The 25,182-nt window shown below is 32.0% G+C and carries 28 protein-coding genes; 26 read left to right on the top strand and 2 right to left on the bottom strand.

The annotated features are described in order from the left end of the window. Window position 1: 1 nt before the first annotated feature. Window positions 2-1,498, top strand: coding sequence for a TolC family protein (locus tag WJW32_RS07235; protein WP_340256857.1), 1,497 nt, complete (start codon window positions 2-4; stop codon window positions 1,496-1,498). Between the two features lie 440 nt (window positions 1,499-1,938). On the opposite strand, the gene WJW32_RS07230 is transcribed toward WJW32_RS07235, so the two are convergent. Continuing rightward, window positions 1,939-2,607, bottom strand: a complete 669-nt coding sequence (locus WJW32_RS07230) for a hypothetical protein (RefSeq protein WP_340256856.1) — start codon at window positions 2,605-2,607, stop codon at window positions 1,939-1,941. Window positions 2,608-2,739: 132 nt separating this feature from the next. Here WJW32_RS07230 and fsa point away from each other — a divergent pair, with 132 nt between their 5' ends. Further along, window positions 2,740-3,381: a fructose-6-phosphate aldolase gene (gene fsa / locus WJW32_RS07225; protein ID WP_340256854.1), complete on the top strand. Its 642-nt coding sequence runs from the start codon at window positions 2,740-2,742 to the stop codon at window positions 3,379-3,381. Between the two features lie 555 nt (window positions 3,382-3,936). On the opposite strand, the gene WJW32_RS07220 is transcribed toward fsa, so the two are convergent. Next, the gene (locus WJW32_RS07220) at window positions 3,937-4,083 is read right to left on the bottom strand and encodes a hypothetical protein (RefSeq protein ID WP_340256853.1); all 147 of its coding nucleotides are present in this window, start codon (window positions 4,081-4,083) and stop codon (window positions 3,937-3,939) included. 542 nt (window positions 4,084-4,625) lie between these two features. Between WJW32_RS07220 and pdxS the strand changes: the two genes are divergently transcribed. The 24 genes from pdxS (at window position 4,626) to atpA (ending at window position 25,174) form a co-directional block, all read left to right on the top strand. Next, complete coding sequence (gene pdxS, locus WJW32_RS07215; protein WP_340256851.1) at window positions 4,626-5,504, top strand: pyridoxal 5'-phosphate synthase lyase subunit PdxS; 879 nt, start codon at window positions 4,626-4,628, stop codon at window positions 5,502-5,504. Window position 5,505: 1 nt separating this feature from the next. Then, window positions 5,506-6,084, top strand: a complete 579-nt coding sequence (gene pdxT / locus WJW32_RS07210) for a pyridoxal 5'-phosphate synthase glutaminase subunit PdxT (protein WP_340256850.1) — start codon at window positions 5,506-5,508, stop codon at window positions 6,082-6,084. Window positions 6,085-6,484: 400 nt separating this feature from the next. Next, entirely contained in the window at window positions 6,485-7,486 is a 1,002-nt protein-coding gene (gene glpX, locus WJW32_RS07205; RefSeq protein ID WP_340256848.1) for a class II fructose-bisphosphatase, read from the top strand. Between the two features lie 107 nt (window positions 7,487-7,593). Next, complete coding sequence (gene glpX / locus WJW32_RS07200) at window positions 7,594-8,562, top strand: class II fructose-bisphosphatase (protein ID WP_340256847.1); 969 nt, start codon at window positions 7,594-7,596, stop codon at window positions 8,560-8,562. A 369-nt stretch (window positions 8,563-8,931) separates the two neighbouring features. Beyond that, a complete protein-coding gene (gene rho / locus WJW32_RS07195; protein ID WP_340256845.1) occupies window positions 8,932-10,284 on the top strand; it encodes a transcription termination factor Rho in 1,353 nt (450 codons plus the stop codon). A 97-nt stretch (window positions 10,285-10,381) separates the two neighbouring features. Continuing rightward, window positions 10,382-10,582 carry a 50S ribosomal protein L31 gene (gene rpmE, locus WJW32_RS07190; RefSeq protein WP_340256844.1) on the top strand — a complete coding sequence of 67 codons (201 nt, stop codon included), beginning with the start codon at window positions 10,382-10,384 and terminating at the stop codon, window positions 10,580-10,582. 50 nt (window positions 10,583-10,632) lie between these two features. Next, window positions 10,633-11,217 carry a thymidine kinase gene (locus WJW32_RS07185; protein WP_340256842.1) on the top strand — a complete coding sequence of 195 codons (585 nt, stop codon included), beginning with the start codon at window positions 10,633-10,635 and terminating at the stop codon, window positions 11,215-11,217. Window positions 11,218-11,451: 234 nt separating this feature from the next. Continuing rightward, a complete protein-coding gene (locus WJW32_RS07180) occupies window positions 11,452-12,408 on the top strand; it encodes a DUF1385 domain-containing protein (protein WP_340256841.1) in 957 nt (318 codons plus the stop codon). Then, on the top strand, window positions 12,365-13,210 hold the full coding sequence (gene prmC / locus WJW32_RS07175) for a peptide chain release factor N(5)-glutamine methyltransferase (RefSeq protein WP_340256839.1): 846 nt from the start codon (window positions 12,365-12,367) through the stop codon (window positions 13,208-13,210). The genes WJW32_RS07180 and prmC overlap by 44 nt, the downstream gene beginning before the upstream one ends. Window positions 13,211-13,250: 40 nt before the next feature. Next, window positions 13,251-14,321, top strand: coding sequence for a peptide chain release factor 1 (gene prfA / locus WJW32_RS07170; RefSeq protein ID WP_340256838.1), 1,071 nt, complete (start codon window positions 13,251-13,253; stop codon window positions 14,319-14,321). Between the two features lie 113 nt (window positions 14,322-14,434). Next, window positions 14,435-15,112 (top strand): ZIP family metal transporter, encoded by a 678-nt coding sequence (locus WJW32_RS07165; protein WP_340256836.1) that lies wholly within the window; start codon window positions 14,435-14,437, stop codon window positions 15,110-15,112. Between the two features lie 46 nt (window positions 15,113-15,158). After that, entirely contained in the window at window positions 15,159-16,172 is a 1,014-nt protein-coding gene (locus WJW32_RS07160; RefSeq protein WP_340256894.1) for an L-threonylcarbamoyladenylate synthase, read from the top strand. A gap of 521 nt (window positions 16,173-16,693) precedes the next feature. After that, the gene (rpiB, locus tag WJW32_RS07155; RefSeq protein WP_340256834.1) at window positions 16,694-17,143 is read left to right on the top strand and encodes a ribose 5-phosphate isomerase B; all 450 of its coding nucleotides are present in this window, start codon (window positions 16,694-16,696) and stop codon (window positions 17,141-17,143) included. A 22-nt stretch (window positions 17,144-17,165) separates the two neighbouring features. Then, complete coding sequence (gene upp, locus WJW32_RS07150) at window positions 17,166-17,795, top strand: uracil phosphoribosyltransferase (protein ID WP_340256833.1); 630 nt, start codon at window positions 17,166-17,168, stop codon at window positions 17,793-17,795. 156 nt (window positions 17,796-17,951) lie between these two features. Next, on the top strand, window positions 17,952-18,440 hold the full coding sequence (locus WJW32_RS07145; protein ID WP_340256832.1) for a deoxycytidylate deaminase: 489 nt from the start codon (window positions 17,952-17,954) through the stop codon (window positions 18,438-18,440). 21 nt (window positions 18,441-18,461) lie between these two features. After that, window positions 18,462-19,499 carry a glycosyltransferase family 4 protein gene (locus tag WJW32_RS07140; protein ID WP_340256830.1) on the top strand — a complete coding sequence of 346 codons (1,038 nt, stop codon included), beginning with the start codon at window positions 18,462-18,464 and terminating at the stop codon, window positions 19,497-19,499. An 11-nt stretch (window positions 19,500-19,510) separates the two neighbouring features. Then, window positions 19,511-20,656, top strand: coding sequence for a non-hydrolyzing UDP-N-acetylglucosamine 2-epimerase (wecB, locus tag WJW32_RS07135; RefSeq protein ID WP_340256829.1), 1,146 nt, complete (start codon window positions 19,511-19,513; stop codon window positions 20,654-20,656). A gap of 269 nt (window positions 20,657-20,925) precedes the next feature. Next, the gene (locus WJW32_RS07130) at window positions 20,926-21,156 is read left to right on the top strand and encodes an AtpZ/AtpI family protein (RefSeq protein ID WP_340256827.1); all 231 of its coding nucleotides are present in this window, start codon (window positions 20,926-20,928) and stop codon (window positions 21,154-21,156) included. 4 nt (window positions 21,157-21,160) lie between these two features. Then, a complete protein-coding gene (locus tag WJW32_RS07125; RefSeq protein ID WP_340256826.1) occupies window positions 21,161-21,553 on the top strand; it encodes an ATP synthase subunit I in 393 nt (130 codons plus the stop codon). A 1-nt stretch (window position 21,554) separates the two neighbouring features. Next, window positions 21,555-22,247 carry a F0F1 ATP synthase subunit A gene (atpB, locus tag WJW32_RS07120; RefSeq protein ID WP_340256824.1) on the top strand — a complete coding sequence of 231 codons (693 nt, stop codon included), beginning with the start codon at window positions 21,555-21,557 and terminating at the stop codon, window positions 22,245-22,247. 45 nt (window positions 22,248-22,292) lie between these two features. Next, on the top strand, window positions 22,293-22,550 hold the full coding sequence (atpE, locus tag WJW32_RS07115; protein WP_340256822.1) for an ATP synthase F0 subunit C: 258 nt from the start codon (window positions 22,293-22,295) through the stop codon (window positions 22,548-22,550). A gap of 68 nt (window positions 22,551-22,618) precedes the next feature. Beyond that, a complete protein-coding gene (gene atpF, locus WJW32_RS07110) occupies window positions 22,619-23,125 on the top strand; it encodes a F0F1 ATP synthase subunit B (RefSeq protein ID WP_340256820.1) in 507 nt (168 codons plus the stop codon). After that, window positions 23,113-23,655 (top strand): F0F1 ATP synthase subunit delta, encoded by a 543-nt coding sequence (locus WJW32_RS07105; RefSeq protein ID WP_340256818.1) that lies wholly within the window; start codon window positions 23,113-23,115, stop codon window positions 23,653-23,655. The genes atpF and WJW32_RS07105 overlap by 13 nt, the downstream gene beginning before the upstream one ends. A 16-nt stretch (window positions 23,656-23,671) precedes the next feature. Beyond that, entirely contained in the window at window positions 23,672-25,174 is a 1,503-nt protein-coding gene (gene atpA, locus WJW32_RS07100; RefSeq protein ID WP_340256816.1) for a F0F1 ATP synthase subunit alpha, read from the top strand. The last annotated feature ends 8 nt before the right edge of the window (window positions 25,175-25,182 follow it).

Raw genomic sequence — 25,182 nt, 5'->3', positions numbered from 1 at the left:
AATGAATAAAAAAATTATTTCCGTGGCAATATCGGCAGTGCTTGTTTTAACACCTATGAGTACAGCTTTTAATTCATATGGACAAGAAGATGTAAAAGAACAACAAATAAACGAAGAGCCTAAAAATTTGAATTTAACTTTGGATGATGCTATAAAGATTGCAACTGAAAATAACTATATATTAAAATCTCTGCAGGTAGACCTAGAAGCAGCAGATTTATCTTTAGATAGAGCAAAGCATAATGAAAGAAAGATAAAAAAGGGCCAGGATAAGCTTGATGATGGGCAGAAGCAATTAAAACAATTAAAAGGGAGTAAGGATTTATTAAATGGAGCGTATAGTCAAATAAAAGGAGCTTTAGACTCAGGTTATACATTAGATCAAATAGCTCAAAATCCTACTGCAAAACAAGGGTTAGATGCTTTAAAAAGTGCTGGTATAGATCCAACATCTAAAGACGGGTTTGATAAGCAATTCAATAATACTGTAGAAGCTGGAGAAAATGCTTTAAAATCAGGAGAAGGCGCTTTTGATTTAGCAATTGAAGATGCTAATTCAGTTATAGCACAGAAGTTAAATATAGATGTAGAAAGAGTTCTAGCAGTTGATTCTACAACTCAGCTTATGACTACTATGGCTGATCTTCAAAATGAGGTTACAAAGGATGGATATCTAATTGCTCAAAAGCAAATAGGACTTCTTACTCGTCAAAAATACTATGAAGTAATAAAGACTAAGAAGATAGAAGATCTTAAAAAAATAGCTCTTGATAGAGCTACTGCTCAATACAAGATGGCAAAAGATGCATATGATGCTGGAATGAAGGCTAAAGATGATGTTTTATTATCTCAAGCTCAAGTGAATCTTATGAACGTAGATTATAGAAATGCTTGTATGAACAGAAAGAATGCAGAAATAGAACTTAAAAAGGTTATTAATGTAGATCTTAATAAAAATATAAATTTAGTTCAAGATTTTACTACTACAAAGTTAGAAGTTAATTTAGAAGCGGGATTAAAGCAAGGTAGCGAGAAGAGAATAGAGATAAGAAAGGCTCAAGCTCAGTATTTAGTTGATAAATTGAGTTTTGAACTTACATCTGGTCAGTATCCAGAAAATACTTATCAGTATAAGGAAGCTAAAATAAAGATGAATAAGTCAAAGGTAGGGATTGAAAGTGCTGGACAGGATGTTAAATCGAGCATAATGCAATCTTATGAGGCTGTAGAAGCTACTGCTGATATGTTAGCTTATACAGAGGGTGTAGTTAATAATGCTAAGGAATCTCTTGAAATAGCTGAGTACAGATATAAAGAGGGGTATGGATTTGAAACTAGTGTTATAAAGAATGCAAACCTTCAAGATATGGCAGGTACTATGGTTGAGGTTATTGCAGCTCAAGAAAGGCTTGCTGATATAGAGGAGAAGGTTATAGAGGTTATATTTAATTATAATTTGGCTAGGGATAAATATTTAAATGATATAGGGAGTTATTAGAAATATATTTTTTCTTAGTGGGATTATGAGGCAAAAATACCTGTAATTAAAATAACGATAATGTGTTAAATGTTTTTATAAAACTAAACGTTACATCTTATTGAAAATCCTAAAAGTTCTAAACTCACTGTGTTCAGACAACGAACTTTCTTAACGGATATTCAAAAGATGCAACATAAGTTTTATGAAAAAACATTTAAATCATTATCTAACATTTTAATTACAGGTATTTTTTTAGTGTGTAGCCTAAGAGAAAAAAGTATATTTTTAAAGTGGAGGAGTATAAGGAAAAAACATTAAAACATTTAAAAGCTCTGAAATACTTGAGTTCATACAACGAAGTTTATTAATGTGTACTTAAATTATGTAATACAATTATTTAGATAAAGCACATGAAAACAAAGAAAGTATGTATTTAAATATTTAAAATAAAGATTTTTTTACTTACTTTCTTCAAATTGTTCATCGTAGAACATTATATCGCTTATTATTTTTTGAGCTCTAGGAAGGAATTCTTTTTCTAGGGCTAGTGGATATTGAACTATTAAATAGTACAACCTTTCGTTGTGGTTAAATAGAGATACTTTTCCTATAATATCTGTTTTACCTTCTTGCTTTTTTATTATATCAAACTCTTCATCAGCGTCATTTATTAGGGTGTAGTCGTTGACTGTCTGATCTGTTGTCTCAAATCCATCTTCTGTTACGTTATCTCTTGCTACCTTGGTCATGTTTTCTACGTTTGATGATACTGTTTTTATTGGTGAGAAGAATGTTATTTTGGCTTTTTTATTTTTCTCGTTGTTAAAGTTAGCGTATATTGTTAAAAAATCACCTTCTTTAGAAGAAGCTAACATGTCTTGGGGTATATATGTTGTGAATTCTAAGTTAGGATCATCGTATAAGTTGAAATCTAGAGTTATGTCTTGATTTGCAATTTTAAGTGTTTCATTCTTTGATTGAGCTCTTGTTTGAGCTGGAGTATCTTTGATTTTTTCCTTTTCTACTGCATTAGGATCTGGTTCTTGGTATGAAGGCGAAAAATCAAAACATGCTATTGTATTGAACAATATAAATATAAGTAAAATAATAAGAGATAATTTTTTCATGGTAAACCTCCTTGGTGGTAAAATACATAAGTTTTATATTAGTATGCCCAATGTAAAAATAAATATATATAGGACAAGTTAATGTATGTTAAAATAGAATATGAAAACGATTACATATAAGGAGTTGATTTTATGAAATTATTTATAGATACAGCTAATGTGGATGAGATAAGAGAGATAAATGACTGGGGAGTTATTGAAGGGGTTACTACTAATCCATCTTTAATAGCTAAAGAAGGAAGAGTTTTTAAAGAGGTAGTAAAAGAGATAACTAGTATAGTAGATGGACCTATATCTGCTGAGGTAATATCTTTAGAGTCTGAGGGTATGATTAAGGAAGCTGATGAGCTTGTTAAGATTCACCCTAATATAGTTATAAAGATACCTATGACTAAAGAAGGGTTAAAGGCTGTGAAGCATATGGCAGGTAAGGGAATTAAGACTAATGTTACTTTAGTATTTTCTGCAAATCAAGCTTTACTTGCAGCAAAGGCTGGAGCTAGTTATGTAAGTCCATTTGTTGGAAGATTAGATGATATAGGACATGTTGGTGTAGATTTAATAAGAGAAATATCTGATATATTTGATATTCATGGAATAGAAACTGAGATAATATCTGCAAGTATAAGAAATACTGAGCATGTTAAGCAATCTGCTCTTGCAGGAGCTGATATAGCTACTATTCCTTATAAGATATTTGAACAGATGTTAAAGCATCCTATGACTGATCTTGGAATTGAGAGATTCTTAAAGGATTGGGAAGGGGTTAAGTAAAAATATTTTTTAAGTTTAGTGCTTGAGCGAAAATGCTGATTATTGAAATAACGCTTCTTAGTTAAAATTTTTATAAAACTAAAGATTCTGCTTTATAAAATATCCTAAAACTTCTTAAACTCCCGTTGGTCAGACAAAGAAGTTTCATAACGGATATTTTAAAAGCACAATCTAAGTTTTATAGAAAAATATTAACTCAAAAGTAGCTACCTAAATTTCGTACAAATGTAATTATTTATTCACTATAAAATACCAATTGATCAAATCTCTAATTTGGAAAAATTATAGCTCTTAATCCANTAAAAGTTCTGAACTCCCTCAAGGTCAAACAACGAACTTTCTTAACGGATATTCAAACGCTGTAATTCAAGTTTTATACAAAAATATTTAAATCATTCGCTAACATTTTAATGCCATTTGTTTTTTAATATGTTTCTTAGATATGAAATGGATTTAAATATATGTTGTTCTCAAAAAAGACAAAAAGAAACAAAGGTAATTAATTCATTACCATTATTTATAATGAATATTCTGTTTTATTTCTTACCTAAATTATCATAAATTAAAACTCAACTGCTCATACGAAGGATTACGCATTGCGTTAGCAATAAGGTTTGCAAGTTTAGTTACGGTCGGAATATCTACAATTATTTCATTGAAAGTACGCTTTACAAATCCTTTTACATTTCCTACTTTTTTCACTAAGTCTCCTATACCTATATTCCATAAAACTTAGTAGTTCTAAGGTTTCTAATGTGATAAACATTCTTAGCCATTTTAAAAAAACTTCTATATTTTTCCAAAGAAGAATTTAGAAGGTCTTTGAATCTATGTGAGCAATGGACATTTCCAGAATCGAGATATATTTGTAGCATTCATTCGCCTTAAAAGAATATTAATTTGAGATTGGTCAGGGAAACTATCCATGTTAAATGAATTTGCTGATAGTTTTTAATAACCCACAGACCCTAAAAAAATAACCCAGATTTCGTTTGTACGAAATCTAGGTAGCTAACATTTCAATAATCAGCATTTTTTAGTTGAGTAGCCTAAGAAAAAATATTTTTTAGTAAGATAGATACTTAAAAAGAGATAATTGAAACTCAATTAAATTGTATTGATACAATTTAGGAAAATGAATTGATTTACATAATAATATTGATAAAAATGATTAAATATGAGATTATAATACTAGAAAAGGAAAAAGATGTAACTACCGTATGGGTACAATTGAGGAGGGGTTAATGATGAGTAGATATGAATTAAATAAAAACTTAGCTCAAATGTTAAAAGGTGGAGTTATAATGGATGTTACTAATCCAGAAGAAGCAAAGATTGCTGAAGAAGCAGGTGCTTGTGCTGTTATGGCACTTGAGAGAGTTCCTGCTGATATAAGAAAAGATGGTGGAGTTGCAAGAGCTTCTGATCCACAAATGATAAAAGGTATTCAAGAAGCTGTTTCGATACCAGTTATGGCAAAGGTAAGAATAGGACATTTTGTAGAAGCTCAGATACTTGAGGCTTTAGAAGTGGATTATATAGATGAAAGTGAAGTTTTGACACCTGCTGATCCAACTCTTCATATTGATAAAAAGGATTTTAAAGTTCCTTTTGTTTGTGGAGCTAAAAACTTAGGTGAAGCTTTAAGAAGACTTGGAGAAGGTGCTTCAATGATTAGAACTAAAGGTGAGCCTGGTACAGGAGATGTTATCGAAGCTGTTAAACATATGAGAATGATGAATTCTGAAATTAGAAGAATTCAAGGTTTATCAAAGGAAGAATTAATGAATGCTGCTAAAGAACTGCAGGCTCCTATTCATTTGGTTGAGTATGTTCATGAAAATGGAAAACTTCCTGTTGTAAATTTTGCAGCTGGTGGGGTTGCTACTCCTGCTGATGCTGCAATGATGATGCAGCTTGGTTGTGATGGAGTATTCGTTGGTTCTGGAATATTCAAATCAGGAGACCCAAGAAAAAGAGCTAGTGCTATAGTTAAAGCTGTTACACACTATAATGATCCAAAAATATTAGCTGAAGTATCAGAAAATCTTGGAGAAGCAATGGTTGGAATAAATGTTTATTCAATAGATAAAGATGAAAGAATGGCTAATAGAGGGTACTAAAATGAAAAAGATTGGTGTTTTAGCACTTCAAGGTGCATTTAGAGAGCATATAAATATAATTAAATCTATAGGGCACGAAGCAATTGAAATAAGAAAAGCTGAACAACTCGATGATATTGATGGGATTATTTTACCTGGTGGTGAAAGTACGGCTATGGGAAAATTACTTGATGATTTTAAAATTAAAGATATTTTAATAGATAAAATAAATAGTGGGTTACCTGTATGGGGAACATGTGCTGGAATGATTTTGCTTGCAAATGAACTAGACGGTAATGAAGATGCTCATTTGAAAGTTATGGACATAAAAGTAAGACGAAATGCGTATGGCTCTCAATTAGATAGTTTTGTTGCAAAAGAGGTAATTAAAGAGGTTAGTGATAAGGAAATACCTATGGTGTTTATTAGGGCTCCATACATTGTAGATGTAGGTGAAGATGTTGATTTGATTCATAAAGTTGATGGTAATATTGTAGCTGCCCGTCAAGGGAATATACTTGTTACTTCTTTTCATCCTGAACTTACGGATGATACAACTTTTCATGAATACTTTATTAATATGACAAATAATAGAATATAAGTATAAAAAGGCTGTTAGTTGATATCAACTAACAGTCTTTTTATACCTTGTTGGCAATATGAGTCACCGCGTTAGCGAGTAGACGAATTTTTTATTTTATACTATGAATTATTTAAGAAAGTTACAATTAGATTACAATAGTAAATTAATTAAAAACTATAATGTAATTGAATAAAGTAACAATAAGTAAGAAAAGATATGAATTCACTATACAACTCGAGGTGTTTTGTATATGTTAAGTACTAATAGTTATGAATTATATTAAATATAAGTGATATATAAGTAATAATAAAAAGAAAGATAACATAAATAATAAAAAATATAACATATATCTTTGCAAAATGTTTAAATATGATGTATAATCAAAGTGAAATTTGTATTTAACGGGAGGAAGTTGATTATGGATAGAAATTTAGCGTTGGAGATTGTTAGGGTTACGGAGACTGCTGCACTTGCTAGTGTTAGATTTATGGGCAAGGGCGATAAGAACGGAGCAGATGGAGCTGCTGTTGAAGGTATGAGAAAGGCTTTTTCTAGTATTAAGGTAAGAGGAGAAGTTGTTATTGGTGAAGGTGAGCTTGATGAGGCACCTATGCTTTATATAGGTGAGAAGGTTGGTTGTGGAACTGATGGTGATATGGAAGTTGATATTGCGGTTGATCCTTTAGATGGAACTTCATTAATAGCTAAGGGACTTCCTAATGCTATTGCTGTAATTGCCATGGCGAAAAAAGGATGTTTACTTCATGCACCAGATACGTATATGAAGAAACTTATAGTAGGACCTAAAGCTAAGGGATGTATAGATATAAATGATTCAATAGAAAATAATCTTACAAAGGTTGCAAAAGCGCTAAATAAGGAAATATCTGATTTAACAGTTATAATACAAGATAGAGAAAGACATGATGAAATAGTTGCTGAGGTAAGAAGACTTGGTGCTAGAATTAAAATGTTTGGAGAAGGAGATGTAGCTGCTGGTATTGCAACTTGCTTTGAAGATACTGGCGTTGATATATTAATGGGAATAGGTGGAGCACCTGAGGGTGTGATAACTGCGGCTGCTGTAAAATGTATGGGCGGAGATATGCAAGGAATTCTTTATCCTATGAGTGATGAAGAAAAAACTAGATGTCATGACCTTGGACTTAATGATGAGGATGTAAAAAAGGTATTAATGCTTGATGATCTTGCTAAAGGAGATGAGTTATTCTTTGCAGCAACAGGAATAACAGAAGGAGATCTTTTAAAAGGTGCTGTATGTTATGATGAAAATAGAATAAAAACACATTCTGTAGTTATGAGATCTAAAACTGGAACTATAAGATTTGTTGAGGCTGTTCATAGACTTGATAAAAGTAAGGTAATAGAAGAGCTTATGGAAAAATACGGAAATATATAATTTATTTACAGATAAAAAATATATAACATACAAGTGGAAGAGGTTGACTTTTTAAGTAGTATAACATATTATATATATTGTGATATACTTAAAAGGGGGAATTTAGTATGGATAGAAATTTGGCTATAAATTTAGTTAGAGTTACAGAGGCTGCTGCTATTGGAGGATCTAAGTATTTAGGTAGAGGAGACAAAAATATAGCAGATCAAGCAGCTGTTGATGGAATGAGAAAAGTATTTGATACTATTGACATAGATGGAGAAGTAGTTATAGGCGAGGGGGAAATGGATGAAGCACCTATGCTTTATATCGGAGAAAAAATAGGAAGACGCTCAGCTGATTCTATTAAGGTTGATATAGCTGTAGATCCTTTGGATGGAACTAACTGTGTTGCAAAAGGACTTCCTAATGCTATTGCAGTAGTTGCTCTTGCACCTAAAGGATGCTTACTTAATGCACCTGATATGTACATGGACAAAATTGCTGTTGGACCAAAGGCTAAAGGCCTTGTAAAATTAGATAATCCTGTTAGCTATAATTTAAATATACTATCTAATGTACTTAATAAGAGTATGGATGATTTGACTGTTACTATGCTAGATCGTGATAGACATTCAAAATTAATACAGGAATGCAGAGATGCAGGAGTTAGAATAAAGCTATTCAATGAAGGTGATGTAGGAGCTGCCATGGCTACTTGTTTTGAAGGTACAGGAATAGATATGATGATAGGAATCGGAGGTGCTCCAGAAGGAGTACTAGCAGCAGCAGCACTTAAATGTATGGGAGGAGATTTCCAAGGTAGACTTGTTCCTTTTGAGAAAGAAGAAGAACAAAGATGCTTAGACATGGGAATTGACCATAAAAAAATTCTTACGATGGAAGACTTAGTAAAAGGAAATGAAGTATATTTTGCAGCTACGGGTATAACAGATGGTGATTTTCTAAAGGGAGTTATATATAAAGGTAACAAAACTGCTCAAACTCATTCAGTGGTAATGAGATCGGAAACGGGAACTATAAGATTTATAGAAGCTATACACAAATTAGATACAAAACCTAGCTATGCAAAATAGGTATAAAAAATTCGTCTAGTCGCTACGCACTGACTCATGTCGCCAACAAGTCTTAACAGACTCTGTTGCTTAAAAATAGTTGAAAGTGTATTTCTTTCATCAATATTATCCACAGATTTTAAATTATATAGTTTTCTATAGAATAAAAAATAAGCATATGGATATATATAAAAGAGAGATTATAATCTCTCTTTTTTATATATAAGGAAACTATATAATTTGCAAGCTATGCGTTAGCATAAAGCGAATTTTTTTTCTTGACCTTATAATACAACAGTGGTAATATTACCTTATTAGATTTTCACTTCTATATTCATATCTTATTTTCCCGAGGTTAAATTAAACACTTTAAATTTGGAGGGATACCTATTGAATTGCCAAGATTTACAAAGCAAGACCATAGCACAACTTAGAGAGATTGCAAAAGAATTAAACATAAAATCTACAACTAAGTACAAAAAACTTGAACTTATAGATATGATACTTGAGATAGAGAAAAATGAGAAAAAAGATGACAATGAGAAAACTAATGATGTTGAAAAAAAGATAGAAGAGTTGAAGGTTCAAGATAGTCATATTCCTAAAAAGGTAATAAATGAGATGAGAAATGATCAAAAACAAGATATAGCACATGGAGTTTTGGAAATACTACCTGATGGATATGGTTTTTTGAGAGGTTCAAATTATCTTTCAACAGGACAAGATGTTTACATATCACCATCTCAAATAAGAAGATTTAATATGAAAACAGGAGATAAGGTAATGGGTATTACTAGACCTCCGAAAAGTGGGGAAAAATTTAGAGCATTACTTTATGTTCAAAAGATAAACAATGAAAATCCTGAAAATAGCATAAGAAGACCTTCATTTGAAAAATTGACACCTATATATCCTGATGTTAGAATTAATCTTCAAAATGAACAACATCAAATAGCTACAAGATTAATAGATTTAATAGCACCTATAGGAATGGGTCAAAGAGGACTTGTCGTAGCTCCCCCTAAAGCTGGTAAAACTATACTTCTTAAAAATATAGCAAACAGCATATCTTCTAATTATCCAGATGTTGAACTTATAGTTCTTTTAATAGATGAAAGACCTGAAGAAGTTACTGATATGCAGGAATCTATAAAAGGTGATGTTATATATTCAACTTTTGATGAATTACCATCTCATCATATAAAAGTAGCTGAAATGGTACTTAATAGGGCACAAAGACTTGTTGAACATGGAAGAGATGTTGTAATACTTCTTGATAGTATAACAAGGCTTGCAAGAGCTTATAACTTAACAATACCGCCAACAGGAAGAACTTTATCAGGTGGACTTGATCCTGGAGCACTTCATGGACCTAAAAAATTCTTTGGAGCAGCTAGAAATATAAGACAAGGTGGATCGTTAACTATACTTGCAACAGCATTAGTTGAAACAGGATCTAGAATGGATGATGTTATATTTGAAGAATTTAAAGGAACTGGAAATATGGAAGTTCATTTAGATAGAAAGCTTGCTCAAAAGAGAATATTCCCAGCCGTTGATATAGTTAAATCTGGAACTAGAAAAGAAGAATTACTTCTTAATAGTGAGGAAATGGCTCTTCTTTGGAAAGTTAGAAAGTCAATTGGAAACAATACTCAAGAATATACAGAAAAGATGATAAAATTCTTAAAACAAACAAAAGATAACAAGGAATTTGTAAATTTAGTAAATAAGAATATTTAATCTTGAAGAGAAAAAAGTCATATGATATAATGTAAGAGTTGAATATTGATAAGAAAATAAAATTAACATAATTAAAAATGTGAAAGAGGTGGAAAAGATGAAAAAGGATATACAACCAAAATACGAAGAAATAACTGTACATTGTGCATGTGGAAATACATTTCAAGCAGGATCAACTCAAGATGAAATAAGAGTAGAGATCTGTTCAGAGTGTCACCCATTCTACACTGGAAAGCAAAAGAACATTGAAAAAGGTGGAAGAATCGACAAGTTCAAGAAAAAATTCAACATTGGTTAATAGTGGAGGTTGGTTAATCCAACCTCTATTTTAATTTGGAGGGGATTTTTATGTATAGACCTATCCATCATGGATACATAGAAGTAGTTATTGGACCTATGTATAGTGGAAAAAGTGAAGAACTTATAAGAATACTTAAAAGGTCAAAAATAGCAAAGCAAAATGTAGTAGCATTTAAACCTGCTATAGACAATAGATATAGTGATGAAGATGTTGTATCTCATAGTGGAGCGAGCATTACGGCTATTCCAATTAAAAGTGCAAAAGAAATTTACGATCATATAGATTCAGATACACAAGTTGTTGGTATTGATGAGATTCAATTCTTTGAAGATGAAGTCGTTGATATTGCAATAAGCCTTGCAGATAAAGGTATAAGAGTGATAGCAGCAGGACTGGATATGGACTTTAAGGGAGAGCCTTTTGGCCCTACACCAAGACTTTTAGCTGTAGCTGAATTTGTACAAAAGCTTCAAGCTGTATGTATGGTTTGCGGAAATCCTGCGCATAGAACTCAGAGATTAATAAATGGACAACCTGCTAAATACGATGATCCAATAATATTAGTTGGAGCTACGGAAAGTTATGAAGCAAGATGTAGGAAGTGTCATGTAATAATAAAAGAAAATGATTAAATAAAAATACATATAGGGGATCCCCTATATGTATTTTTTTATACTATAGGAAACTATATAATTTTGAATCTGTGGATAATATTGATTGAAGACCTACATTTGCAACTATTTTGAGCAACTGATCCCGTAGGATCGTTGGGGACATGAGTCAGTGCGTAGCAACTAGACGAATTTTATGAGTATGTGCGAACTTTATATTTTTATGATAATATATATTGGAAAGGAGATGAGTCTATGGGTAAAAGTACTGTTGGAGGACAGGCTGTAATGGAAGGCGTTATGATGAAGAATCAAAATCAAATAGCTGTGGCTGTTAGAAAATCGGATGGAGATATTGAGATAGATAAGAAGAAAATTAAAAGCTGGGTTATTGATAAGGGATTTAACAAGATTCCATTTTTAAGAGGTGGATTTGTACTTCTTGAGACTATGGTTGAAGGGATTAAGGCTCTTAATTTTTCAGCTCAGTTTTTTGATGAGGAGGAAGAAGTTGAACCTTCTAAGTTTGAAAAGTTCTTAGAGGATAAGTTTAAGGATAAGACTAATGATATACTGATATACTTTTCTATGTTCATAGCTTTTGTATTCTCTATTTTATTGTTCATATTATTACCTACTTTTTTAGGTGGTATATTAAAGAAATTTACTGATAGTGTTATGATATTGAACTTTACAGAGGGATTGGTTAGAATTGGAATGTTTTTAGGATATGTATCTCTTATATCTTTAAATAAGGATATAAAGAGGGTATTTGAATATCATGGAGCAGAACATAAATCTATTTATTGTTATGAAGAGGGTCTTGATTTAACTGTAGAAAATGCAAGAAAATTTTCTACTCTTCATCCAAGATGTGGAACCAATTTTATGTTTATAGTTATGGTTGTATCTATGCTTATATACTTTTTGTTTGGGTGGCCAAACCCGGTTTTAAGAGTTATATCTAGATTGATATGTATACCTATTGTTGCTGGGATATCATATGAGATTATAAAGATTGCTGGAAAGTACGATAATATATTTGTAAGAATTATTGCATTTCCTGGTATGATGCTTCAAAAAATTACTACTAGAGAACCAGATGACGAGCAATTAGAGGTAGCTCTTTGTGCTCTAAAGGCTGCTCTTGGAGAAGAGGTGGATAAGAATGACCATAAGACAGATGATGAAAAAGTGGATAAGAGAGCTTAGTAATAGTACTACTGCAAAGCTTGATGTTGAACTTGCTATGTGTAAGGTACTTGATGTGACTAGACTTTATATACATCTTAATTTAGATGAGGAAATTTCTAAAAAAGATGAAAATAGGATTGAGGCTCTTTTGAAACAAAGAAGAAAAGGAAGACCTATGGCTTATATTATAGGAAAAAAAGAGTTTATGGGACTGGATTTCTTTGTTAAAGAGGGAGTGTTAATTCCAAGACCAGATACTGAGGTGTTGGTTGAAGATATTATAGAACAAGCTAAAAAAATAGATAATCCTTTGATAGTTGATATAGGAACGGGTTCTGGTGCTATAAGTGTGTCTTTAGCTAATTATATAAAAGATTCAAAAATATATTCTCTTGATATATCTGATGATGCTCTTGAGGTAGGAAGTATTAATGCTAAGAACAATGAAGTAGAAGATAGAATAACTTTTTTAAAGTCTGATGTATTCTCAGCACTTGAAAATGAGGATGTTAAATTCGATATAATAGTGTCTAATCCTCCTTATATAAGAAAAGCTGATATAGAAGGACTTGAGGTTGATGTTAAGAACTACGAACCATCTTTAGCTCTTGATGGAGGAGAGGATGGTCTTGATTTTTACAAAAAGATAACTGAGGATTCTATTAGATTTATAAAGGATAATGGAATCTTAGGTTATGAAGTAGGATATGATCAAGCAGAGGATGTAAAAAAGATAATGATACAAAATGGATACGGTGATATAAGAATATTAGAAGATTTAGCTTCTATACAAAGGGTTGTTATAGGAACAAAAATTTGATATAATGAAAAATTGATATATTGAAAGAGGTGAAAAACTTATGTTTGATAAAGTTGAACTTATAGAAGATAAGTATAAAGATTTAACTCAAAAGATTGGAGATCCTGAAGTTATTAACAGACAATCTGAGTGGCAAAAATATATAAAAGATCACGCAGAAATAGAACCTATAGTTATGAAGTATAGAGAATATAAGGAAATTGTTGGGGGAATTGAAGAATCAAAGCAAATCCTTCAAGAAGAATCTGATGAAGAATTAAGAGAACTTGCTAAGATGGAATTATCTGAACTTGAAGATCAATTACCTAAAGTAGAAGATGAACTTAAGCTTTTACTTGTTCCTAAAGATCCTAATGATGAAAAGGATGTTATCGTTGAGATAAGAGGTGGAGCCGGTGGTGACGAGGCTGCACTTTTTGCTGGAACTTTATTTAGAATGTACTGTAGATATGCAGAAACAAGAAGATGGAAAGTAGAGTTAATGAGTAGTAATGAAACTGGTGTTGGTGGATATAAAGAGGTTTCTTTCTCTATAAAAGGAAAAGGAGCTTATTCAAGACTTAAGTATGAGTCTGGAGTTCACAGAGTTCAAAGAATACCAGCTACAGAGTCTGGTGGTAGAATACATACGTCTACTGCTACTGTTGCAGTTTTACCAGAAGTTGATGATGTTGAAGTAAATATCAATCCTAATGATTTAAGAATAGACGTTTTCCGTTCTTCAGGAAACGGTGGACAAAGTGTTAATACTACCGACTCTGCGGTAAGAATAACGCATCTTCCAACTGGAGAAGTTGTGTCATGTCAGGATGGAAAGAGTCAGCTTAAGAATAAGGAAAAAGCCCTTAAGGTATTAAAGGCTAGATTATTCGATAAAGCACAAGCTGAACAACATAAAGAGATATCAGCTGAAAGAAAGAGTCAGGTTGGAACTGGAGACAGATCTGAGAGAATAAGAACTTATAACTTCCCTCAAGGAAGAATTACAGATCATAGAATAAATTTAACTTTATATAAGCTAGATAGCTTTATAGAGGGAGATATAAATGAAATGATAGATGCTCTTATAACTGTAGACCAAGCTGAAAAATTAAACGCTGTAAATAACTAAAATATTAGTCCTATATTATTCATTATGAATGATATTAGGACTTTTTTTAGAAAAAAGCATATTTTAAGCATAACTATCATAAAACTTATTGAGGTTTAGGTAGGGGGTATATTATGATTGAAATTACTTTGCTTGGTTTTTTGTGTGGGGTTGTTGGAACTTTTACTGGAGGGGTTATAGCTTTTATATTTAGAAAAAAGGCTGATAGGTACTTAAATCTGTTCATGGGTCTTGCAGGAGGAATTATGTTGTCTGTGGTTACATTTGACTTGTTGACTGAGGCTATGAATGCAATTGGTGTCAATCTGGCTATAGTTTTTACTTTTATAGGTGTTTTTGCTAGCATGATTATAAAGAGGTTTATGCATTTTGAAGGAATGCTAAAGACTGGATATTTGATATTTTTTAGTATTTTATTACATAACTTTCCCGAAGGGCTTGCTATAGGGTCTTCATTTAGCGTAAAAGAATCTTTGGGTATTACTTTGGTAATAGTAATAGGGATACATAATGTACCTGAGGGTATTGCTATGGCGTTAACTCTTATAAAAGGAAGAATGAATGTAGTAAAGGTTATGCTTTTTACTTTACTTGCAGGTATTCCGATGGGAATAGGCAGCTATATAGGGTCTTATTTTGGAGAAGTTTTTCAGGGATTTGTAGGTTTTTTCCTGGCAATAGCATCTGGAACAATGCTTTATGTTACTATAGAAGAAATTTTTCCTAATTCAAAAACTATATACACTATAACGGGGTTTTTATTGGGAATTTTGATGGTTAGTATATTTTAATACTTATGAAGAGGTGAGATAGTTGAAAAAGACTTTGGTATTCAAAATGGATAAGGATAATATTGATATAGATAAAATGAAAGAGTTTGGAAAAATTCTAAGAGACGGCGGAACGGTTATATTTCCAACTGAAACTGTTTATGGACTTGGAGCTAATGCTCTTGATGAAAAAGCAGCTAAGAAGATATATGAGGCTAAAGGAAGACCAAGTGATAATCCTTTGATAGTTCATATTGCAGATAAAGAAGAAATTCATAAGATTGCTACTGACATAGATGATAGAGTTTATAAGGTTATGGATAAATTCTGGCCGGGACCTATAACAATAGTATTAAAAAAGAAGGATATAGTACCATCTATTACTAGCGGAAACTTAGATACAGTTGCAGTTAGAATGCCGTCTCATCCTATAGCGTTATCTCTTATAAAGGAAAGTGGAGTATATGTTGCAGGTCCATCTGCGAATATATCTGGAAGACCATCTCCTACTGATGAGGAGAATGTATATGAAGAGATGAATGGTAGAGTTGATGGTATTATACTTGGAGGAGATTCTAATGTTGGACTTGAATCTACAGTTCTTGACTTAACTGGAGATATACCTACGATATTAAGACCTGGTGGAGTAACGCTAGAAGAATTGAGTGAGGTTTTAGGAGAGGTTATAATAGATCCTGCAATACTTGAAAAAAACGAAAATATAATTGCAAAGGCACCTGGAATGAAATACACTCACTATGCTCCAAATGCAGAGGTATTTATTGTTAAAAAAGATGATGGAGATTATGTGGATAAAATCAACAAATTAGTTGATAAAGGAAATAAAGAAGGTAAAAAAGTGGGGATTATGTGTATTAATAAAAATAAAGACAAGTATAAAGGTGAAGTTATAGGTCTTGGGGATGATTTAAATGGAGTAGCTTATAACTTATTTAAAACTTTGAGAGAAATGGATAAAAAAGGTGTGGATATTATATATTCTGAAGAGTTTGAGAAGGCTGGGATTGGGCAAGCTATAATGAATCGCCTAACAAAGGCGGCAGGGTATAAATTTGTATAGATATTAATAGAGTAGATTTATGTGTTTGAGAGAAAATCGTACTTATTAAAATACCGAATAATTATATAGGTTTAATCCAAAAATAAATGACATTAAAATACCGATAATGTGGTAACTATTTTTAATAAAACTAAGAATTCCATCTTATTGAATATACTAAAAGTTCTAAACTCCCTAACGGTCAGACAACGAACTTTCTTAACGCATATTCAAACGCTGGAATGCTAGTTTTATACAAAAATATTTAAATCATTCTCTAACATTTTAATGCCATTTATTTTGTAAGTGTAGTTCTTAAAATTTAGTGTAGTAGTTAATGGAGATACAAATTTATAGGAAAATCAAAAGGGAAAAACATAGAATTTTAAAACATAAAATATAGAATGGAAATAAAATATAAAAATTTGCAGAAAAAAATTAAAATAAAAAGAAGGAATATAAGAATCTATGTCGAAATGTTAATAGGTTTGGAGTTAATTAGATTAAAAAGGCTTTAAAAATTAATTTGGAGGTGAACGTAAGTGAAGAAAATAGGGATTGCAAGTGACCATGGAGGATACAATTTAAAGGAAGAGATTAAAAATCATCTAAAAGGTGAGTATGAAATTGTTGATTTTGGAACTGACTCATTGGATTCTGTTGACTACCCAGATTATGGAGTTAAAGTTGCGGAGGCTGTAATAAGTGGAGAGGTTGAAGAAGGAATACTTTGCTGTGGAACAGGTATAGGTATATCTTTAGCAGCTAATAAGGTACCGGGAATAAGATGTGCTGTTGTTTCTGATACTTTTTCAGCTAGAATGTCTAAGGCCCACAACGATGCTAATATGATATCTTTAGGAGAGAGAGTAGTTGGAAAAGGACTAGCTCTTGAAATAATAGATACATGGTTAGGAACTGAGTTTGAAGGAGATAGACATCAAAGAAGAGTAGGAAAGATAACAGAAATAGAAAAAAAATATTCTAAATAAATTTTAAAGGGAGGCAAATTAAATGTCAAAAGTAGTTATGATGAATCATCCATTAATCCAACATAAGTTAACACTTATAAGAGATAAGAATACAGGTTCTAAAGATTTTAGACAGTTAGTAAAAGAAGTTTCTATGCTTATGGGATATGAAGTAACAAGAGATTTAGCTTTAGAAGAAGTTGAAATTGAAACTCCAGTTACAACAACTAAGTCTAAGGTTATATCAGGAAAGAAATTAGGAATAGTTCCTATATTAAGAGCTGGTCTTGGAATGGTAGATGGAATACTTGAGTTAGTTCCAGCTGCTAAAGTTGGACATGTAGGACTTTATAGAGATCCAGAAACTTTAAAGCCAGTTGAGTACTACTCAAAGTTTCCTGCTGATATAGAGGAAAGAGACTTTATAGTAGTAGATCCTATGCTTGCTACAGGTGGTTCTGCAGTTGCTGCTATTGATGTTTTAAAGAAACAAGGAGCTACAAGCATTAAGCTTGTAAACCTAGTAGCTTGTCCAGAGGGTATAGAAGAGGTTGAAAGATGTCATCCGGATGTAGATATATATGTAGCGTCTATTGATGAAAAATTAAATGATCACGGATATATAGTTCCAGGTCTTGGAGATGCTGGAGATAGATTATACGGTACTAAGTAATACTTTGAGTGTGTCATATGACACACTCTTTTTTTTTGTTTTTTTAATTTATTACTTCCAGAATTATTAATTAACTTGTGTATATTTTATATAAATAATATAATGGAGGTAGCGTGGTTAGAATTTTTATTCTATAAAGGTGATGGAGGAAAATTTATGGAGAGAAGAGACAAGCATAACTATTATTTAGATATAGCAAAATCGGTTCTTGAAAGAGGAACTTGCCTTAGACGTAATTATGGGGCTATTATTGTTAAAAACGATGAGATAATATCTACAGGATATACTGGAGCTCCTAGGGGGAGAAAAAATTGTAGTGATTTGGGATATTGCTTAAGAGAAAAGATGAATATTCCAAGAGGTCAAAATTATGAAAAGTGTAGAAGTGTTCATGCTGAAGCCAACTGTATTATATCTGCTAGTAGAAGAGATATGATTGGAGGGATTCTTTATTTAGTTGGTAAAGATATGAAAAATGATGAACTGGTTAATAATGCAAATTCATGTACTATGTGTAAAAGACTTATATTAAATTCTGGTATAGAAAAAGTAATAATAAGGGAAACTAATCAAAGTTTTAGAATTATAAAAGTAGATGAATGGATAGAAAATGATGATTCCCTAACGAATGATATGGGATATTAAAATATTTAAAGAGGTGAAATTATGAGTCAGATTATTATAGCTATTATTCTATCGTTTGGAATATCTTATTTTTCAACGCCGCTTGCTATTAAGCTTGCACATAAAATAGGAGCTATAGATATACCGAAGGATGATAGACGAGTACATAAAGATCCTATACCAAGACTTGGTGGGATTGCAATATTTTTAGGATTTTTCTTAACTAGTATTTTTATTGTAAATATAGACAAGCAGATAATGGGAATACTACTTGGATGTTTTGTAATAGTTTGTATGGGTGTAATTGATGATTTAAATGAAATAGGAGCAAAGACAAAATTATTAGGTCAGTTACTTGCAGCTGCAATAGCTGTTGCTTGCGGAATTAGAGTTGAATGGGTTACAAATCCATTTACTCAAAGTGGAATAACTCAACTGGGTTTAATATTATCTGTTTCTGTGACTATATTTTGGATAGTTGGAATAACTAATACTGTTAACTTGATCGATGGGCTTGATGGACTTGCAGCGGGAGTATCTGCAATAGCGGCTATTACACTTGCGTTTGTAGCGTTTGCTAATAATCAACAAACATCAGCTGTGTTATTGATGTGTTTGGCTGGGTCGGCTATTGGATTTTTACCTTACAATTTCAATCCTGCTAAAATATTTATGGGAGATACCGGATCTTTATTTTTAGGATATATACTAGCTGTTATATCTATACAAGGAGCTATAAAGTCAGCAGCAGCTCTTGCTATATTTATACCTATACTTGCTCTTGGTATACCTATATTTGATACAACATTTGCCATAATAAGAAGAAAACTAAGCGGAAAACCTATAATGCAGGCGGACAAAGGGCACCTTCATCATAGGCTTTTAAGCAAGGGATTATCTCAAAGAAAAACTGTGCTTATACTGTATGGCATAAGTTTGTTCTTAGGAATTAGTGCTGTTTTAATATCTGAGAGCAATTTTTTTGAATCAACTATTATACTTATATTAGATGCATTATTTATATACTATGGAATAGTTAGACTAAAGCTTTTATCGCCAGAAGATAGTGAACTGAAATAGGAGGATTTGAAATGAATAAAATAAAAGTTATGACTGTATTTGGAACAAGACCAGAGGCTATAAAAATGGCACCTTTAGTAAAAAAAATGGAGCAAAATGAAAGAATAGAATCGATAGTTTGTGTAACTGCACAGCATAGAGAAATGCTAGATAGTGTACTTAAAATATTCAATATACAACCTAAGTATGACTTAAACATTATGAAGCACGGTCAAACTATAACAGATGTTACTAATAGAGTTTTAAAAGAACTTGAAAGTGTAATATTTAATGATAGACCGGATATTTTACTGGTTCATGGAGATACTACGACTACTTTTTCTGCCTCTTTAGCAGCTTTTTATAATAAGGTTCCGGTAGGACATGTAGAAGCAGGACTTAGAAGTGGGAATATATATTCTCCATATCCTGAGGAGATGAACAGAAAGCTTACAGGAATGATAGCGTCTATTCACTTTGCTCCTACTGTTGGAAATGAGGAAAATTTGCTAAAAGAGAATATAGATAAGGATAAGATATGCATAACTGGAAATACTGTTATAGATGCCCTTTTATCTGTAATAGACGAAAATTATAAGTTCAATAATAAAGAAATAGATGATATAGACTATGATAATAATAAGGTTATACTATTGACTTGTCATAGAAGAGAAAACTGGGGTAAACCTATGGAAGATATATTTAAAGCAATTAAAAGAGTGGTTGAAGACAATGAAAATGTAGAGATAATATTCCCTATGCATTTGAATCCTAAAGTTAGAGATTGTGCAAAATCTATAATGGGAGGTATGGATAAGATACACCTTATAGAACCTCTTGATTATGAACCTTTTGCAAACCTAATGAATAAAGTAGATATAATACTTACTGATTCTGGAGGAATACAAGAAGAAGCTCCGGCTATTGGAAAGCCTGTTTTAGTTTTGAGATCTGAAACAGAAAGACCAGAGGCTGTTGAAGCTGGAACTGCAAGAGTTGTAGGAGTTGACGAAAAAGAGGTTTATGAAGCGACAAATCTTTTAATAAGAGATGAGAGTGAATATGCTAAAATGTCAAATGCAGTAAATCCTTATGGTGATGGGAAGGCTTGTGATAAAATAATTGAGTATTTAATATCGAATTATAAAGAAAATGTGAAAAAAACAAAGGATTTTTAAGGTAATAATCAGAAATGCTTAGATTTCACAATGGAAAAAGTTTTCACTATATTTGCTTTTTAATTCGTCAAAATATATAATAGATATGTGGGCGAATTTTAGCCCATATATATGAAAAATTTAGATTTATGAAATTAAGAGAATGTTTTCATTGAAATGTAGGGTATGTATAGTATATAATTTTTATTAAACGGTTATGTAAATGGACTGATTCAAACATGATAGTTTTAAAATTAACAAAATTCGACCAGATATAGGGGAATAAAGCGATGAGTAAAAAAAATAAATGGTTTGAAGCTTTAGTTTATTTAAGCTTAGTATCTCAAATAGGCATATACATGGTAGTTCCAATTCTTGTATGTGGTTTTCTGGGAGGGGTAATAGACAGAAAATTCAATACAGAACCTATTTTTTTTATAATACTCATTGTAATAGGGATTGGAGCAGGTTTTGTTAACGCATATAAGATATCTATATCGGTTATAAAAAAAAGGAAGTGATCCTTTGAAAACGACATTAGAAATGATTTTGAGTATAGTAAAAGTGATGATTGTAGTATTTATACTTGTAGTTATCGTTGCTTTTTTAACACATACTATTTCGAAGGAACTTTTGTGTGGTCTTGCATTTGGCAGTATTTTTTCAATATTAAATCTTAGACTTTTGTCACTTACTTTGGAAAAAGCTGTAACTATGCATCCTGGGAATGCTCAGGGGTATGTTCTTTCAAGGTATATAATAAGGCTTATAATAACAGCTTTGGTATTGATTATATCTTTAAAAGCTATATATATAAATATTATAGGAACCATAATAGGTTTACTTTTACCTAAAATTAGTATATTGATTGTAAATCTATTTGGCATAGAAAAAATTATTAAAGGAAAGGAGGCGTAATATGAACGGTCCTAAGATTATGTTTATAATTCCCAAGCTTAATATACCTGTTAGTGAGACAGTAACTACAACATGGCTTATTATGATTGGGCTTACATTATTTGCTTATTTTGGAACTAGGAAATTAAATAAGGTCCCAAGAGGTTTTCAAATTATTATTGAAGCAATAGTAGACGGATTATACTCTATAGTAAAACAAACTATGGGAGAAGACAAGATGAGATTTGCTCCTTATATAGGAAGTTTATTTTTGTTTTTTATGTGTTCCAATCTTATTGGATTACTAGGTCTTAGATCACCTACAACAGATCTTAATACAACTTTAGCGTGGTCTCTTATAACATTCTGTATGATTCACTATAATGGAGTTAAGAGTAAAGGCTTAGGCAAATATTTAAAAGGATTTACAGAACCAGTATCAGCTATGTTACCTCTTAATATAGTTGGAGAGCTTGCAACACCAATATCATTAAGTTTCCGTCCATTTGGTAATATTACAGGAGGTATGGTTATAATGATGCTTTTATATCAACTACTTGCTTTCTTAAGTGGTTTGATAGGAATAGGTATACCAATACTTCAAGTAGGTATTCCATCAGTACTTCATATTTATTTCGATTTATTCTCTGGAGTACTTCAAGCATTTATATTTATAATGCTTACAATGGTTTTTGTTTCAAGTGCTATTGATTAAAAAATTATATAGAAAATACATAAAAATGATTAGGAGGAATTTAAAATGGAAAAAGCGATAGTTTTAGCAGGTTCAGCTATAGGAGCAGGTTTAGCAATGATAGCAGGTATAGGAGCAGGTATAGGACAAGGATTTGCAGCAGGTAAGGGTGCAGAGGCTGTTGGAAAGCAACCAGAAGCACAAGGAGATATTATAAAGACTATGCTTTTAGGAGCAGCGGTTGCAGAGTCAACTGGTATCTATGGTCTAGTTATAGCAATGCTTCTTTTATTTGCTAATCCACTAATGAAACTTTTAGGATAATAAAAATAGGAGATGAGCTCATCTCCTAGCTAAAGAAAGTGGAATGATTAGCAGAAGGGAGGATTACGATGTACAAAAGCTTTGTAAGTTTAGACTGGGATGTTGTATTTCAACTTGTAAATACATTTATAATGTATTTAATACTTAAAAAATTATTGTTCAAACCAGTTACAGAATTTATGGCAAAGAGAACTGCTGAAGTTGAAGGAACATATAAAGATGCAGAGGAAGCAGTTCAAAAAGGTGAAGAACTTAAAGCTGAATATGAAACAAAAATAAATTCGGCTAAAGAAGAGGCTCAAGAAATAGTTAAGAATGGTTCAAAGAGAGCTGAAGAAAGAGCAGATGAAATAATCAAATCAGCTCAAGAAGAAACAATTCAACTAAAAGAAAGAGCTAATAGAGAGATTCAAAGAGAAAAGCAAAAAGTTATGAATGAGCTTAAAGATGATATATCATCTCTAGCAATTTTAGCAGCTTCTAAAATTATAGAAACTGATGTAGATGAAGCTAAGCACGAGAAATTGATAGGAGATTTTATAAAAGAGGTAGGCGAAGCTAAATGGCAAAGTTAGTTGCTAGTAGATACGCTAATGCTTTATTCGAAGTTGGAGTTTCAGATGGGACTACAGAGGCTTTAAACAATGATTTAAAGGTTATAGTGGATCTTTTTAATGAAAATGAAGACTTTTTAAAGATACTTAAGGCTCCTTTGATTTCTAAAGAAGAAAAGAAAGCATTAGTTGAAAAAATTTATGATAATAACACTTCTTTAGAAATGATGAACTTTTTAAAAGTTTTAATAGATAAAGATAGAATAGGAATTATAGGTGAGATATTCACTGAATTCAATTCTTTAATTAATGAGAAAAATAACATCTTAGAAGCTGTTGCTATAACAGCGGTACCTATGAGTGAAATAGATTTAAATAATCTTAAATTAAAGCTTTCTGAATCTAAAGGCAAGAATATAACACTTAAAAATGAAGTTGATAAGAGTGTTATAGGTGGTGTTTTAGTTAAGATGGGTAATGAAGAAATAGATGGAACTATAAAAACTCGTTTAGAAAAATTAAAGGATCAGTTATCTCAAATAATAGCGTAGAAGGGCGGTGAAACCCATGAATTTAAGACCGGAAGAAATTAGTTCAATTATAAAAGAACAAATAAAAAAGTATGAAAATAAATTAGAATTGACTGATGTTGGTACAGTTACTCAAGTTGGAGATGGTATAGCTAGAGTTCATGGACTTGAAAAGTGTATGGCAGGAGAGCTTTTAGAGTTTCCAGGTCAGATTTATGGAATGGCATTAAACTTAGAGGAAGAATCTGTAGGAGCCGTTTTACTTGGTTCTGAAGAAAATATAAAAGAGGGCGACACTGTTAAAAGAACTGGAAGAATAGTTGAGGTTCCAGTAGGAGAGGCTCTATCTGGTAGAGTTGTAAATGCTCTAGGACAACCTATAGATGGTAAAGGACCTATAACTAGTGATAAGTTTAGACCTATTGAGGCTATAGCGTCTGGTATAATATCTAGAAAATCAGTTCATGAGCCACTTCAAACTGGTATTAAGGCAATAGATTCTATGATTCCAATAGGAAGAGGACAAAGAGAGCTTATCATCGGAGATAGACAAACTGGTAAGACTTCTGTTGCACTAGATACTATAATCAACCAAAAAGGTAAAAATGTTAAGTGTATATATGTAGCAATAGGACAAAAGCGTTCTACAGTTGCTCAAATAATGGATAGATTAGAGTCTAATGGTGCTATGGAGTATACTACTATAGTATCAGCTACTGCATCTGAGCTTGCTCCACTTCAATACATGGCTCCATATGCTGGTTGTGCAATCGCAGAGGAATTCATGTACAATGGTGGACACGTTTTAATAGTTTATGATGATTTATCTAAGCATGCGGTTGCTTATCGTGCGATGTCACTTCTTCTTAGAAGACCACCAGGACGTGAGGCATACCCAGGAGATGTATTCTACTTACATTCAAGATTACTTGAAAGAGCAGCTAAATTAGCTGATGAGTTAGGTGGAGGTTCTATAACTGCACTTCCAATAGTTGAAACTCAAGCAGGAGACGTTTCAGCTTACATCCCTACAAACGTAATATCTATAACAGATGGACAGATATTCCTAGAGACTGAGCTTTTCAACTCTGGAGTTAGACCTGCTGTTAACCCTGGTATATCAGTATCAAGGGTTGGAGGTAGTGCGCAAATTAAACCTATGAAAAAGGTTGCAGGTACATTAAAGCTTGCTTACTCACAATACAGAGAACTTCAAGCGTTTGCTCAGTTTGGATCAGACCTTGATGAAGATACAAAGTCAAGACTTGCTCAAGGGGAAAGAGTCGTTGAAATGCTAAAGCAAGGCGAGAATGACCCAATAGCTGTTGAAAAGCAAGTTATGATTATATATGCTGTAACTAATAAATTCTTAACAGATATTCCTGTTAGTGAAATAGGAAGATTTGAAAGAGAATTCTATAAGTTTATGGATGAGAATTACCCACAAGTTGGTAAAGATATCCTTGATGGAAAAGACTACAAAGAGGGATTAGAAAGTGCCATAACAGAATTCAAAAAAAGATTTAAAATTGAAGAGTAATCCTCTTT

The organism is Tepidibacter sp. Z1-5 (assembly GCF_037844525.1).
Taxonomy (GTDB): Bacteria; Bacillota; Clostridia; order Peptostreptococcales; family Peptostreptococcaceae; genus Tepidibacter_A.
Note: the sequence above shows the minus strand (reverse complement) of the source record. Positions and strands in the feature narration are given on the sequence as shown.

Coding starts and splice junctions, on each gene's coding strand:
- glpX (WP_340256848.1), top strand. CDS start 6,485: ATGGATAGAAATTTAGCGTTGGAGATTGTTAGGGTTACGGAGACTGCT.
- wecB (WP_340256829.1), top strand. CDS start 19,511: ATGAATAAAATAAAAGTTATGACTGTATTTGGAACAAGACCAGAGGCT.
- atpF (WP_340256820.1), top strand. CDS start 22,619: ATGTACAAAAGCTTTGTAAGTTTAGACTGGGATGTTGTATTTCAACTT.
- WJW32_RS07160 (WP_340256894.1), top strand. CDS start 15,159: ATGGATAAGGATAATATTGATATAGATAAAATGAAAGAGTTTGGAAAA.
- pdxT (WP_340256850.1), top strand. CDS start 5,506: ATGAAAAAGATTGGTGTTTTAGCACTTCAAGGTGCATTTAGAGAGCAT.
- WJW32_RS07105 (WP_340256818.1), top strand. CDS start 23,113: ATGGCAAAGTTAGTTGCTAGTAGATACGCTAATGCTTTATTCGAAGTT.
- atpB (WP_340256824.1), top strand. CDS start 21,555: ATGAACGGTCCTAAGATTATGTTTATAATTCCCAAGCTTAATATACCT.
- WJW32_RS07165 (WP_340256836.1), top strand. CDS start 14,435: ATGATTGAAATTACTTTGCTTGGTTTTTTGTGTGGGGTTGTTGGAACT.
- atpA (WP_340256816.1), top strand. CDS start 23,672: ATGAATTTAAGACCGGAAGAAATTAGTTCAATTATAAAAGAACAAATA.
- WJW32_RS07180 (WP_340256841.1), top strand. CDS start 11,452: ATGGGTAAAAGTACTGTTGGAGGACAGGCTGTAATGGAAGGCGTTATG.
- glpX (WP_340256847.1), top strand. CDS start 7,594: ATGGATAGAAATTTGGCTATAAATTTAGTTAGAGTTACAGAGGCTGCT.
- fsa (WP_340256854.1), top strand. CDS start 2,740: ATGAAATTATTTATAGATACAGCTAATGTGGATGAGATAAGAGAGATA.
- atpE (WP_340256822.1), top strand. CDS start 22,293: ATGGAAAAAGCGATAGTTTTAGCAGGTTCAGCTATAGGAGCAGGTTTA.
- WJW32_RS07145 (WP_340256832.1), top strand. CDS start 17,952: ATGGAGAGAAGAGACAAGCATAACTATTATTTAGATATAGCAAAATCG.
- pdxS (WP_340256851.1), top strand. CDS start 4,626: ATGATGAGTAGATATGAATTAAATAAAAACTTAGCTCAAATGTTAAAA.
- upp (WP_340256833.1), top strand. CDS start 17,166: ATGTCAAAAGTAGTTATGATGAATCATCCATTAATCCAACATAAGTTA.
- WJW32_RS07185 (WP_340256842.1), top strand. CDS start 10,633: ATGTATAGACCTATCCATCATGGATACATAGAAGTAGTTATTGGACCT.
- prmC (WP_340256839.1), top strand. CDS start 12,365: ATGACCATAAGACAGATGATGAAAAAGTGGATAAGAGAGCTTAGTAAT.
- WJW32_RS07230 (WP_340256856.1), bottom strand. CDS start 2,607: ATGAAAAAATTATCTCTTATTATTTTACTTATATTTATATTGTTCAAT.
- rpmE (WP_340256844.1), top strand. CDS start 10,382: ATGAAAAAGGATATACAACCAAAATACGAAGAAATAACTGTACATTGT.
- prfA (WP_340256838.1), top strand. CDS start 13,251: ATGTTTGATAAAGTTGAACTTATAGAAGATAAGTATAAAGATTTAACT.
- WJW32_RS07235 (WP_340256857.1), top strand. CDS start 2: ATGAATAAAAAAATTATTTCCGTGGCAATATCGGCAGTGCTTGTTTTA.
- WJW32_RS07140 (WP_340256830.1), top strand. CDS start 18,462: ATGAGTCAGATTATTATAGCTATTATTCTATCGTTTGGAATATCTTAT.
- WJW32_RS07130 (WP_340256827.1), top strand. CDS start 20,926: ATGAGTAAAAAAAATAAATGGTTTGAAGCTTTAGTTTATTTAAGCTTA.